A 12,828-nucleotide genomic window follows, 5' to 3' on the forward strand; every position below is an offset into this window, starting at 1 on the left:
GCGGCTGGCGGTAATGCGGAGCGAAGCCTCGGTCGAGAGAGTGGCTTCGTTTCCGGCGCCGCAACGCGAAGCGACAACCATCGCCAAGGCCGGGTCGCGATTGCATCCGATGGGTCGCATGCCATTGGCCATTCCGCGCACTGACGGGGCATGATGTGTTGTTACGCCTTCATCGTTACGGATGTAACGCATACGTTGGTGCAAACATCGGATAACACTGGCAGTGGCCTCGCGAGCTGTAGTCCGCGATCCGGAAATTCGCTGAAAAGCGTTGAAAATTCGCCTCTTTCCAGTCTTCAGCTGATGGTGGATACTCATTCCACTACCGCTTTGGGGCGATCGATAGTAGTTTGCCGGCCCTATGACTACCCGAGACTTGGATAAATTCATCCTCGCTTCCGTCGACTTTCATTGGCAGAAGGTCGCAATGGTGATCGCTGGCGCACTTGCAGACTCGGACTTTGAGTTTCCAGAGGCCGATGACGATGCATCGCTTGTTGCTGAACATGTGCAAGTGTTGGTTTCCCTTGGGCAACTGGAGGCGCGAGGCGATACAAGCAATTGGCGGTTCAGCGAAGTTCGGAAGGTTGCGGCTGAGTCTGCGCACGGCAGGAGCGCCTATGCGCAAGGCTTTAGGGGAAGCCACCAGCGCAGCGCATGAAGCCGCACGGCAGTGATCCCTGGCATTTGTCCAAGCCAGCGTCAACTCATATGTTGGGTGCCATGAAAAAATCGGCGATTCGCCCCAGGATCGAGATTCTGCACCTCTCTACCGTGAGCGAGGGGCGCCAACTCGAGCTCAATACAGTCCTTTCCAACATGTCGCACGCGCTGGCCAAGATCGTTGCGGATGATGCGGATGAATCACTTTGGGTTGAGATTAACGTCGGTGATCAGCCAGTTCAGATCCCGTTGGAGCTCGTGCGCGAGGCGGTGCATCTCGCCGAAGCGCATGTGCACTCTGAAACGTGGTACGAGACGCATGATTCCTCGGAATCCGGTGAGAGGGACGCGGCTCACGCGCTCGGAAAGCGAGAATCCAGGCATGGAGCCTAACGGTTCGCCCAAGCTGGCGCCGTTCACGGTTCGACTCAACTCAGGCCTCAGGTGTCGGAATGACGTCATTCGCGCTTGAGGCAAAGAGCGTCGCGGTGGCCCACCCCGAGGGTGAGTTCCATCTGGTCGGATTCGCCAATCACGAGTCCGATGTCGAATGCTACTTCATGCTTCAGCGCGCCCTGGAATTCGACGAGCAAGAAGTTTCCCTTGGCATGGATACCTATCACGTCGAGTGGTGCGGCCAAGAGAATTCGGGCTACGGCGGCATCTCTCGGTTCTTGCTTTTCCGCGACCACGCTGAGATCACGTTTGCTCCGGGCGGGGCGGGTGCACTGGGCGGCTTGGAGCTCCTCGGCATCTCCTTTGAGCTGACGCCTTCCGAGTACTCGGCGTTGTTGGAGGCTCTTGCCGACATCTTTGAGGGGAGCGGTTGCCTTGTCGTCGCCGATGCCCAATAGTCCCGTCAAGCCGAGCCACTCCACGAGTCGAATCAATTCAGGCATTGGACGCACCATGAACATTCGCGGTATCGGTATCGGCATCTGCTTGCTCGCGTTATCGTTGCCTCAGCAACTTGGCGCTACGAGCATCGACTTCTCCAGCATCGCATTCGCCCCCGGTCGCCCGATGCTGAGCGATTCGCTTGCGGATGCTGTTCAAGATCGGACGTTGTTGAAGGAAGCAATAGCGCACAACCTCCAGTTGATTCGACGGGTGCCGCATATCAAGTATCAGGTCGCTGGCTATGCGGATGGAAAAGAGTGCACTGGTTCAGGATGTCAGGACCTTGCATTGCGCCGAGCACGCCTGTTTCAAGCGGCGCTCATGGCCAGCGGTGCTCCAGCGCACATTTTCTGCCACCCGGCAGCGATGGATCGCCCTTGGCCCTCCAGCTACGTCCCTAGTGCCGACGAGCTCGTAATCGGGCGACAGGCAACCCTCCAGCCGGTATTCGATGGTTGCGCCTGACAATTCTCAATTCGGCGCCGCTTTGCGGCGCGGCATGGCTCGGATACCTGCCTCCATAAAAATTTTCAGAAATTTATTCGCCAAAAGCACAGTGGCGCCGCGCCCCGAGTTCCCGGAGGGCATGCTCCGTGAAGCGAGAGCCAATCCGGGCGGATGGGTGTACGAGATATTGAGTCAGTACGACCCCAATGGCGCTGTTCCGCCTCACGCAATCAAGGGCGCCTGGCGCGTGGATGACCGAGGCAAATCGTTCCCGGGAGCTACACACCCAATCCCAGCTTCCGGTCGGAGCCGTAGTGCTTCCAGTTACACGCAAGTGCATCGTGCGGTTCAGTACCGCGCCCAACCCCTCATTCCAGCCGGAGCCGCATCGCGGCTCGGCCTAGTTCAGGCGCAAACGCAATGGGAACGCTTCGAAGGCTTGCGGCGGCTCTTCTCCTGGCGGTGGGAACTGTCGCAGCTTTGCTGGGGGCGTTCCAAACGGGTCGTGTTCTTTGGGCCATGGCTCATCCGCCAGAAGGCGTGTTCGAGCCGCTCGTACCTTTGCTTGTAGGTGGTCTGGCGTTGTTGGTGGGCCTTTGGCTGCTCAAGGTCGGGCGCGCGTTGCGACCGGCCGATGGGGCTGGCTCCGACTAGTTCGCCTCTACTCGCCTTGGGTCATACAATCCATGCAAGCCAAACCGGCTTTGCGGATCGTCTAACTCAGGCATTGGATGCCATGTCCAAATTTAGCGTGCTTTTCGGTATCGGCATCTGTGTTGTGCTGTCTGCCACTTCATGCAAGCCGCACCAGGAAGAGCCGACCCCTGCTCCACGGTCATCCAACTCCGATGACGCGGTTGCGCATCCTGCAGCTCGGGACAATTTGCCTGCCAGCGTCCGTACGGTCATCGCGGCCAGTCGCGCACGAACGTCTCTGGGGGAGACCTATGACCCGACCTACTACTCCATCGCCTATCCGGGTGGCGATGTTCCCAACGATCGCGGTGTTTGCACCGACGTCGTCATTCGCGCCTACAGGCATCTCGGGATCGATTTCCAGCAACTGATTCATGAAGACATGCGGCAGAATTTCTCTGCGTATCCACGACTGTGGGGGAACGCATCAACCGACAGGAACATCGACCATCGGCGGGTCCCCAACATCGAGACGTTCCTGACCCGCAAGGGCGCATCCCTGCCCATCGGCGATCGTGCTGTGGACTACCGCCCCGGAGATCTGGTGACGTGGCGGCTGACTGGCGGGTTGCCCCACATCGGCATCGTCTCGGATCGCCATGCGCCAGGGAGCGATCGCCCGCTGATACTCCACAACATCGGCGCTGGTACTGCCGAAGACGATATCCTTTTCGCCTATCCGATTGCCGGTCATTTCCGTTATTACCCGGACGGTGCCTAGTTCGTCGGGCTGAACCCTCTCGCGCTTGGGTGAACGGCTAGACCGTGGTGGATCAGGGTTTTACGACTTCCTGTTCGGTCCGCTCCGCACAGTTTGGATGGCTGGCTTAGGGGGCTGATTCCATTTCCTTCGGCGTTGGATCGCTCCGAGCTTCGTCAGCATGTCGTTGCGGCCCCGGCGTTCGAGTTCTCTGCGATCACTGCAGCTCCGTGCGCGACGCCGCCGCGCCCTCAGCCCACAGCCGCCTGACACGGCAACTCCACGCACACCCGCAGGCCGCCTTCGGGGCGGTTGGTCAGGGTGATCTCGCCGCCGTGGGCGAGCACGATGCTGTGCGCGACCGACAGGCCCAGGCCGATGCCGCCGGTGTCGCGGTTGCGCGAGTTCTCGCCGCGGAAGAACGGCAGGAACAGCTGTTCGTGCTGGGCCGGATCGATGCCGGGGCCGTCGTCGTCGATCCACAGCACGCAGTCGGCGCCGTCGCGTTGCAGTTGCAGGCGCGCGCGCTTGCCGTACTTCAGGGCGTTCTCGAGCAGGTTCATCACCATCCGCCGCAGCGACAGCGGGTCGCCATCGAGGGTGATGGCCTGGCCGGCGACGAAGCTGACGTCGGCGCCGGTGTCGCTGGCGTCGTCGACCACGCTCTCCACCAGCAGGCGGAAATCCAACGGCGCGCGGGTGCCGCGGCGGCTGTCGTTGTGGATGAAGTCCAGCGCCGCGGAGATCATCGCTTTCATCTCGTCGATGTCGGCGATGGTCTTGTCGCGCAGCGGCGGCTGCAGGCCTTCCAGGCGGAACGCCAGGCGCGCCAGCGGGGTGCGCAGGTCGTGGGCGATCGCCGCGACCATGTGCGTGCGCTCGTTGATCAGGCGGTTCAGGCGCGCCTGCATGGCGTTGAACGAGTCGGCCGCCTGCACGATTTCGCTGGGGCCGCTGCGCTGCAACGGCTCGGCATTGGGATTGCGGCCGAGCCGGTCGGCGGCTTCGGCGAAGCGCCGGATCGGCGCGGCCAGGGCGCGCGAGAACCACCAGGCCAGCGGCAGCATCGCCAGCAGGCCGGCCACGAACAGCAGCGCGACCTGGGTCTTGAATGCGGTGGAGAAGCGCCGCGGCGGCGACACCACGCTGCGCCAGCGGCCGTCGGGCTGCTGCAGTGCGGCGGTGAAGCCGCCCAGCAGCGGGGATTCGGGGGCGAAGCCGCGCTCGCGCCAGTGCGATCGCATCGCGCGCATTGTAGTGCTTGCGGCGCCGTTGGCGACGGGGGCGGACTCTTCCGGCGGCGGCCGCTGCGCCGCCGCGTCGCCGAACGGCGGCGGACCGCGATCGGCGAACGGCGGTGGTCCGCTTCCCGGTGGGCGGTCGTCTCCGGCTGGCGGCGGTGGCGGGCGCTGCTCGTCCTGCGGGAAGTCCGGTGCGAGCATGTTCTCGCTGCCGCTGCGATAGAAGCGCACCCGGTCCGGCGCGACGTCCAGCCACATGGTCATCATGCGTTCCGCGAAACGGTCGCGGATCTGCCCGGCGGCAGGCAGCGGTGCTTGCGCGGTGTCGTGCACCTTCAGCGTCTGTGTGCCGGCCGGCATCTTGGTGGTCAGCAGCGCGATCACTTCCGGCGGATGCACCGGCATCTCGTACACCGGCGTGCGCAGCACCAGCAGGGCGATGCCGATCAGCTGCGCGGTCAGCAGCGCAGCCAGCAGCAGCAGGAACGTGCGGGCGAAGATCGACATGCCGCGGCGCCCCCGCTGCTGCACGTTCACAGGCGCGCGACGCTCGGCAGCAGCATGTAGCCTTCGTTGCGCACGGTGCGGATCAGCTCGGTCTGCACGCGTTCGTTGATCTTGCGGCGCAGGCGGCTGATCTGGCTGTCGATGGCGCGGTCGTAGACCTCGGTGTCGCGGCCGCGCGCATAGTCGAGCAGCTGGTCGCGGCTGAGCACCCGCTGCGGATGTTCGACGAAGGTGCGCAGCAGGGCGAACTCGCCGTCGGAGAGGTTGATGAAGATGCCGGTGGGATCGCGCAGATCGCGGCGGATCACGTCCAGGCGCCAGCCGGCGAACTCGTAGACATTGCCGCGCGCTTCCGGCGGCAGCGTCGCCGCCTGGCTGCGGCGCAGCAGCGCGCGCACCCGCGCCAGCAGCTCGCGCGGATTGCACGGCTTGGCCAGATAGTCGTCGGCGCCCACCTCCAGGCCGATGATGCGGTCGGTGTCGCTGCCCAGCGCGCTGAGCATGATCACCGCCGGCGCGCCGCGCTCGCTGGCCAGTTGCCGGGCGGCGCTGAGGCCGTCTTCGCCGGGCATCATCACGTCCAGGATCACCAGGTCGGGTTGGCGGATGGCCATCAGCCGGCGCATGTCGGCGACGTTCTCCGCGGCCTCCACCTGGTAGCCGTGCTCTTGCAGGAACTCGCTGATGAGCCGGCGCAGATCGGGGTCGTCGTCGACTACCAGAATGAAGGATTGCATATCCATGATCTTGAAGGGCGGCCGCGACGGGGTTCAGCCAGTCTAGACGCAGCCGCTGCCGCCTGGAACTGGTGCGGGCAGGCCATCGCTGCTGGGTGCAAGGCGGGCGTGTGATCGCGGGATCATGATAGGCAGCGGCGACGGTGGCCTCATGGCGGGTTTGTGTCGTATTCAGACACGCGTTGACACAAAGCGCTGACGCTTCATCGCCGTGGCGCGCCCGCACGCTGCGCCGAGGCACGCGCCGGCCGCGGCGATGGGCGAACGGCGCCGGGTGGCGCCATGGCGGTCGCGGATCACTGCACCATCTCCACGCCGAACGGCTCCAGATCGATCCGGCCGGAATAGGTCTTGCGTGTGAGCACCCCGGTCTTGCTGCCGGGGAAGGTCACGCTCGCCGGGGCGTCGTTGGTGTTGACGTACATGGTGCGCCCGTCGACCACCCGCGCCACCACGCCCGGCGGCGTCTGCGGCCCGCGCGCGATGCCCAGGGACGCATACAGCGAGCGCAGCAATGGCGCGATGAACGGGCCCTGCGCCGCGGTGGCGAGATAGATCGCGTGGCCCTTGCCGTAGTCGTTGATCGCGATCGCCGGGCTCTTCTGCGGCGTGTTGTCGAACATGGCCAGCGGCCTGGCCGTGCCCAGTTCCAGCACTTCGTAGTAGGCGTCGGTGCCGGTCAGCTTGGCGCCGTCGAAGCGGATCTCGAGCGGTTTCTGCGAGCGGTAGAATTCGTTGGTGCGCAAGCCGAACACGTCGGTCAGCCGGCCCGGCAGCGGGGTTTCGAACCACTTGCCGGTTTCGTCCACCTTCGCCGAATAGCCGGTCATGACCACGGTGCCGCCCTTGGCCACGTAGCTGCGCACGGCCTCGGCGGTTGGCTCGTCCATGAGGTAGGCGCTGGACAGGACCACCAGCTTGTACCTGTCGATCGCGTCGTGGCCGATGTCGATCACCGCGGTGTCGATGTTGTCCTCGAACAGCGGTGCGAACGCGGCCTTGACCTGTTCGCCGTAGTTGCCCTTGAAGTACTCCTGCATGGTGTTGGGGCCGGGCGGCGGCGTGGTCAGCCAATTGGTGTCGAAGGAGTAGTGGACGGCGACTTCGGGCCTGCCATAGCGCGGGAAACCCATGCCGCGCAGGGTCTTCATCTCGCTGGCGATGTGCTTGAATTCGTCGACCTTCCAGGACGGGCGACTGTCGTGGTCGAGCAGGCCGAACAGCGATTGCTCCTCGCCGCCGATATGCGAGTTGAAGGTCCAGGCGAGGAAGGTCTGCGAGTAATGCAGCAGGCCGAAGTAGGCCCACATCCGCGAGCGGCCCGGGGTGCCGTAGTAGCCGCCGCCGCCGGCGGTGAACTCGTTGAACCAGATCGGCGTTTGGTGTCCGGCGCGGGTCATCATCACGTCGAGCGCGGCGGTCAGCGGATCGCCGGGGTAGAAGCCCTGCGCGCCGTAGGTGGAGATCGCATCCCAGGAGCGCAGGTAATCGAAGCCCTTGGTCGGCGCGGTTGGCCACAGGTTGGAGGCGACCGGCAGGTTCGGCGCGTAGCGCTTGCGCGCCGCTTCCAGGTCCTCGAGCGCGGCGATGGTGTCGTCGGACCAGAAACGGCGCAGGTCGAGATAGCGCTCGTTCGGTCCGGGTCCCCTGACGTAGGGCAGGTCGACCTGGTCCCAGTCGTTGATCCGGCGCGACCAGCGCTGCGTGGCCCAGGCCTTGTTGAGCGCGGCGACCGAGCCGTACTTGTGCTTCAGCCAGGCGATGAAGCGTTGCCGGTCCGCTTCGGAATAGGACAGCTGGCCGTTGCCGATCTCGTTGTCGTAGCCGAGCGCGATCACCGCCGGGTTGTGGGCGTAGCGCTGCATCATGGTCTCGGCCAGGCGCCGCGCCAGGCGCCGGTAGTCGGGGTCGGCGATGTTGTCCCAGTAGCGCGTCGCCGCATGCAGGCGCACGCCATCCTGGTTGACCAGGTCGACGCCGGGATAGGCCTTGTGCAACCAGATCGGCGCCGGCTGCCCGGGAATGTCGACCACCACCTTGATGCCGGCGGCATGCATCTGCGCGACGACGTCGTCGAACCAGTCGAAAGTGAAACGGCCTTCCTCCGGTTCGAACGCATCCCACGACAGGTCGCCCATGCGCACCATGCTGAAGCCGGCCGCCTTCATGACCGCGATGTCCTGCCGGATCTGCGCCGGCGAGCGGTCGATCGGCTGATAGTTGGTGCCGACGAACAGCTGGCCCTTGCCCGGCCAGTCCGGATGCCCGTCGGCGCTTTGCGCGTGCGCGCTGTGCAGCGGAACGATGAGTGCGAGCACGGCGCCGAACGTCAGCGTCAGGGCAAGGCCGGCCAATCGGGCGATCGAGTGCTTCATGCGGATCGTGTTCCTGGGAAGGGTTCGCCGCAGCGCGCAGCGACCTGGGCGGCCGGGGACGGCTGGGTGCGCCCGGCCGCGGCTGGACGCGTCATGCAGGCGCGTTGAGGAAATGGACTGGAAACAAGCTGTGGCGCACGCTCGGGACATTCGCGTTCGCATGCACCCGCGGGGCCATGGCGAAGAGGCGCATTGCCGCCAAGGGCGCACAGCGCGCATCGCGCTCGTTGGACATGGGCATTCGTCTCTCCGTCTGCCTGATCGTGCGCGGCTGCTGCGCGGTCCCCGGGAGCGGGTCGCTCCAGGCGCGGCATGCGCCAGGCATGGTTGCAAATATCGCTGCACCCGACAAGCCGCCGGGGGCTTGGCGTCCGGGGTGTTGCGCACGCTTGCCGTCATCGGCGTCGCGGCGCGTGCGGAGCGTCGGTACCGCCGGCAGCGCGGCGCCCATCGTCGGCGAAGACCGGATGTCCCAGCGGGGCAGTGTGTCGCGCATTGCCACGTTCGGACAAAACGCCGACATCTGCAGCCTCGACGCTGGCGTTCTTTCTCCACGTACCCGCGCATGGCGTCCGATCTTTTCCGCATCGTCAGCTGCGACAACGGCACCGGCCTGAGCCGGGATCTGGGGCTGATGGCCGACGCCTTGCTGCTGGGCGGGCAGCGCGTGCAGCAGCTGGGTTTCAGCCGCGGCAAGCTCACCCGGCAGGTGCAGGAGGTGGGCGCGCGGCTGGCCTCCGCATTCGGCCATCGCGTGCATACCCAGGTGTTTTCCGAGCGCATCTATCCCGGCTGCCTGGCCTTGGCCGAGCGCAACCTGCTGGTGCCCAATCCGGAATGGTTCCTGTCGCAGTGGTTGCCGCTGCTGCCGCGCTTCGAGGCGGTGCTGTGCAAGACCCGGCATGCCGAGGTGGCGTTCCGCCGGCTCGGCTGCCGCACCCGCTACATCGGCTTCACCAGCCGCGACCGCTACGATCCTGCGATCCCGCGCCGCTACGCGTTCTTCCACCTGGCCGGGCGCAGCACCGCCAAGGGCACGCGGGTGCTGCTGGAAACCTGGCAGCGGCATCCGCAATGGCCGCAGCTGACCGTGGTGCAGAACCCGCGCAGCGCCGGCGAACGGGTCCGCGCCGGCAACATCGACCATCGCATCGCCTACCTGGACGACGCCGAACTGCGCACGCTGCAGAACGCGCACCTGTTCCACCTGTGTCCGTCCGAGGTGGAAGGCTTCGGCCATTCGCTGATGGAGGCGATGAGCGTCGGCGCGGTGACGCTGACCACCGACGCCGAGCCGATGAACGAACTGGTGACGCCGGCACGCGGGCTGCTGCTGGCGCCGGCGCGCTCGCGCATGCAGCGCCTGGCTTCTTACCACTATGTCGACCATGCCGGCATCGCAGCCGGCGTGGAGCGCGCGCTGGCCCTGTCGGTGCTGCAGCGCGATTCGATCTCGCGCGCCGCGCGCCGCTATTTCTGCCACAACGACGCGGCCTTCGCGGCCAGGTTCCAGGCCGCGGTGGCGGACGCGGTGGACGGCATCGCGGCGATCGGGGCGCCCGCGCCGTGAGCGGCCTGGCGGCGTCGCCGTGCCTGTCGCTGCCGCGGCGCGGCAGCAGCGGTGCCGGCGTGCTGCCTGCGTGACCGGGTCGGTCGTTGCCGCTGCGTCCGGCGATCGGTTTTCCGTGCGTGTCGCGCGATGACAACGGCATGCGCGATCGGTATGAAACGATGCTGCCCGTGGGTGCATTGGCGAGCGTATCGCGGGGAGCGGGCGTGGCGCCGTCGGCGCACCGCGTCCATTGCCCATTTCACCACCCCGCCATCAGGAGGAGGCATGCCTAACATGACATCGCATCGATTCGCCAAAGGGGCGTTGGCCCTAGTGTTGAGTGCCGCGCTCGGCGGCTGCGTCACCGTCTGTGTCGGCGGCCCTGCCGTGCCGCCGCCGCCGCCGGAGGGTGGACCGCACCACGGCCCCGGGCAGGGAGCGGGCAGGGGGCCGGACCACGACCAGCCGCCGCCGCGCGACCCGGCCTTCGAGGCCGCGGTGCAGGAGTGCGCGCGCGAGTTGGGGCTGCCGCTGCCGCCGCATGGGCGGCCGCCGGGTCCGCCGCCGGCCGATGCGGGTGCGGGCGCCCCGGCCGATGGTGGCGCGCGGCCGGCCGGCGCCAGGCCGGACCCGGCCAAGCCGGATCCAGCGATGCGCGCCAACTTCGCCAAGCTCGATGCCTGCCTGCGCGGCAAGGGCGTCGCACCGCCGCCGCGGCGCGGTCCACCGCAGGACGGCGCGCCAGCCCCGGCAGCGTCGCCCGCACAGCGCTGAGTCCTGCGGCCCGCTGCCGCCCGCCCGCGCCGTCCCGATCCGGGATGGCGCGGGCGTTTTCTTTTGCGGGCGGAGGAATATACTGTCCCCCAGTATAGTTCCAAGGTCGCGCCGCATGCCGCACACGCCCCACGAGAAGAAACGCGTCCTGGCCCGCATCCGCCGCGTGCGCGGACAGACCGAGGCGCTGGAGCGCGCGCTGGAAGGCGGTGCCGATTGCGCTGCGGTGCTGCAGCAGATCGCCGCGATCCGCGGCGCGGTCAACGGCCTGATGTCGGAAGTGATGCAGGCGCATATCCGCGAAGAATTCGGCCACGCCGCCGCCTCGGACACGCAGCGCGCCGCGCGCGTGCGCGAGATGGGCATGCTGGTCCGCTCCTATCTCAAGTGATCCCGAACCCCACGACCCAACCCGTCATTCCAGGAGAAACCTCATGAAATCCCGTGCCGCCGTCGCTTTCGAAGCCGGCCAGCCGCTGCAGATCGTGGAGATCGACGTCGAACCGCCGCGTCAGGGCGAGGTGCTGGTGCGGATCACCCACACCGGCGTCTGCCACACCGATGCGTTCACCCTGTCCGGCGACGATCCGGAAGGCATCTTTCCCGCCGTGCTCGGCCATGAAGGCGGCGGCATCGTCGAGGCGATCGGCGAGGGCGTGACCAGCGTCAAGGTCGGCGACCACGTGATCCCGCTGTACACGGCCGAATGCCGCAAGTGCAAGTTCTGCCTGTCGGGCAAGACCAACCTGTGCCAGGCCGTGCGCGCCACCCAGGGCAAGGGGCTGATGCCCGACGGCACCAGCCGCTTCTCCTACAACGGCCAGCCGATCTACCACTACATGGGCTGCAGCACCTTCAGCGAGTACACCGTGGTGCCGGAGATCTCGCTGGCGGTGGTGAATCCGGAAGCGCCGCTGGAGAAGGTGTGCCTGCTCGGCTGCGGCGTCACCACCGGCATCGGCGCGGTGCACAACACCGCCAAGGTCAAGCCGGGCGACTCGGTGGCCGTGTTCGGCCTGGGCGGCATCGGCCTGGCGGTGATCCAGGGCGCGGTGCAGGCCAAGGCCGGGCGCATCCTGGCCATCGACACGAACCCGGGCAAGTTCGATCTGGCGCGCAGCATGGGCGCCACCGATTGCATCAATCCGAAGGACTACGCCAAGCCGATCCAGGAAGTCATCGTCGAGCTGACCGATGGCGGCGTGGATTTCAGTTTCGAGTGCATCGGCAACGTGCACGTGATGCGCTCGGCGCTGGAGTGTTGCCACAAGGGCTGGGGCGAGAGCGTCATCATCGGCGTGGCCGGCGCCGGCCAGGAGATCAGCACGCGCCCGTTCCAGCTGGTCACCGGCCGCGTGTGGCGCGGCAGCGCGTTCGGCGGCGTCAAGGGCCGCACCCAATTGCCGGGCATGGTGGAGCAGGCGATGCATGGCGAGATCGATCTGGATCCGTTCATCACCCACACCTTGCCGCTGGAAGAGATCAACGAGGCCTTCCACCTGATGCACGAAGGCAAGTCGATCCGCACCGTGATCCATTTCTGACCTGACGGTCAGTCCGGCGCGCGGCCGATTCCGCGCATGCAGGTACGCAACGAACCCGGGAGGGGCATGATGAGTACCGTAACGATTCATCCGTCGGTGGACGGCGGTGTGCGCGCAGGCGCGGAGAATTTCCAGGGCGGCACCCTGGAATGCCACTGCGCCAGCGACAAGGTGACCGTGGAGGTGGGAGCGCAGACCGCGCACAACCACGCCTGCGGCTGCACCAAGTGCTGGAAGCCGAAAGGCGCGACGTTCGCGGTGATCGCGGTGGTGGGCCGCGACAAGGTCAAGGTCACCGCGCACGAGGAGAAGCTCAAGGTCGTCGACGAGAGCGCGACGATCCGGCGCCACGCCTGCACCGGCTGCGGCGTGCACCTGTACGGCCGCATCGAGAACACCGAGCATGCGTTCTACGGGCTGGACTTCGTCCATACCGAACTGTCGCCGCAGCAGGGCTGGTCGGCGCCGGGTTTCGCCGCGTTCGTGTCCTCGATCATCGAGAGCGGCACCCGCCCGGAAGCGATGGACGGCGTGCGCAGCCGGTTGCGCGAGCTGAAGCTGGAGCCCTACGACTGCCTGTCGCCGGCGTTGATGGATGCGCTCTCCACCCACGTCGCGCGCAAGAACGGCGTGCTGCAATGAAACCCGCCGCCTGCCGCGTGTCGCCTGGCGGCGCGCGCCGGGCGGCGTCT

12 protein-coding genes and 2 pseudogenes are annotated in these 12,828 nt (G+C 66.5%); 10 read left to right on the top strand and 4 right to left on the bottom strand.

Annotation, left to right across the window (positions count from 1 at the left end):
- Nucleotides 1–376: 376 nt before the first annotated feature.
- The 5 genes from AB3X10_RS04190 (at nt 377) to AB3X10_RS04210 (ending at nt 3,427) form a co-directional block, all read left to right on the top strand.
- Complete coding sequence (locus AB3X10_RS04190) at nt 377–661, top strand: hypothetical protein (RefSeq protein WP_369979327.1); 285 nt, start codon at nt 377–379, stop codon at nt 659–661.
- Nucleotides 658–1,056, top strand: a complete 399-nt coding sequence (locus AB3X10_RS04195) for a hypothetical protein (protein WP_369979329.1) — start codon at nt 658–660, stop codon at nt 1,054–1,056. The genes AB3X10_RS04190 and AB3X10_RS04195 overlap by 4 nt, the downstream gene beginning before the upstream one ends.
- Before the next feature lie 59 nt (nt 1,057–1,115).
- Complete coding sequence (locus AB3X10_RS04200; RefSeq protein ID WP_369979331.1) at nt 1,116–1,517, top strand: Imm10 family immunity protein; 402 nt, start codon at nt 1,116–1,118, stop codon at nt 1,515–1,517.
- A gap of 55 nt (nt 1,518–1,572) precedes the next feature.
- The gene (locus AB3X10_RS04205) at nt 1,573–2,028 is read left to right on the top strand and encodes a hypothetical protein (RefSeq protein WP_369979332.1); all 456 of its coding nucleotides are present in this window, start codon (nt 1,573–1,575) and stop codon (nt 2,026–2,028) included.
- Nucleotides 2,029–2,746: 718 nt separating this feature from the next.
- Nucleotides 2,747–3,427: a DUF1287 domain-containing protein gene (locus AB3X10_RS04210; protein ID WP_369979334.1), complete on the top strand. Its 681-nt coding sequence runs from the start codon at nt 2,747–2,749 to the stop codon at nt 3,425–3,427.
- Between the two features lie 230 nt (nt 3,428–3,657).
- Here AB3X10_RS04210 and AB3X10_RS04215 read toward each other — a convergent pair.
- The 4 genes and pseudogenes from AB3X10_RS04215 to AB3X10_RS04230 all read right to left on the bottom strand — a co-directional run.
- A pseudogene (locus AB3X10_RS04215) lies at nt 3,658–4,617 on the bottom strand (ATP-binding protein); the annotation flags it as partial.
- Nucleotides 4,618–4,859: 242 nt separating this feature from the next.
- A pseudogene (locus tag AB3X10_RS04220) lies at nt 4,860–5,154 on the bottom strand (two-component sensor histidine kinase); the annotation flags it as partial.
- Nucleotides 5,155–5,180: 26 nt separating this feature from the next.
- Entirely contained in the window at nt 5,181–5,897 is a 717-nt protein-coding gene (locus AB3X10_RS04225) for a response regulator (protein WP_038237819.1), read from the bottom strand.
- A 290-nt stretch (nt 5,898–6,187) separates the two neighbouring features.
- Entirely contained in the window at nt 6,188–8,266 is a 2,079-nt protein-coding gene (locus tag AB3X10_RS04230) for a beta-galactosidase (protein ID WP_369979336.1), read from the bottom strand.
- Between the two features lie 565 nt (nt 8,267–8,831).
- On the opposite strand from AB3X10_RS04230, the gene AB3X10_RS04235 reads away from it, so the two are divergent.
- From AB3X10_RS04235 to gfa, 5 genes are all read left to right on the top strand, one after another.
- Complete coding sequence (locus AB3X10_RS04235; protein ID WP_369979338.1) at nt 8,832–9,836, top strand: glycosyltransferase; 1,005 nt, start codon at nt 8,832–8,834, stop codon at nt 9,834–9,836.
- 306 nt (nt 9,837–10,142) lie between these two features.
- Entirely contained in the window at nt 10,143–10,592 is a 450-nt protein-coding gene (locus tag AB3X10_RS04240; RefSeq protein ID WP_369979340.1) for a hypothetical protein, read from the top strand.
- A gap of 115 nt (nt 10,593–10,707) precedes the next feature.
- Nucleotides 10,708–10,983, top strand: a complete 276-nt coding sequence (locus AB3X10_RS04245) for a metal/formaldehyde-sensitive transcriptional repressor (protein ID WP_145702911.1) — start codon at nt 10,708–10,710, stop codon at nt 10,981–10,983.
- Between the two features lie 43 nt (nt 10,984–11,026).
- Nucleotides 11,027–12,136 carry an S-(hydroxymethyl)glutathione dehydrogenase/class III alcohol dehydrogenase gene (locus tag AB3X10_RS04250; RefSeq protein WP_369979342.1) on the top strand — a complete coding sequence of 370 codons (1,110 nt, stop codon included), beginning with the start codon at nt 11,027–11,029 and terminating at the stop codon, nt 12,134–12,136.
- A gap of 69 nt (nt 12,137–12,205) precedes the next feature.
- Complete coding sequence (gfa, locus tag AB3X10_RS04255; RefSeq protein ID WP_369979344.1) at nt 12,206–12,778, top strand: S-(hydroxymethyl)glutathione synthase; 573 nt, start codon at nt 12,206–12,208, stop codon at nt 12,776–12,778.
- Nucleotides 12,779–12,828: the final 50 nt, after the last annotated feature.

The organism is Xanthomonas sp. DAR 80977 (assembly GCF_041240605.1).
GTDB classification, from domain to species: domain Bacteria; phylum Pseudomonadota; class Gammaproteobacteria; order Xanthomonadales; family Xanthomonadaceae; genus Xanthomonas_A; species Xanthomonas_A bundabergensis.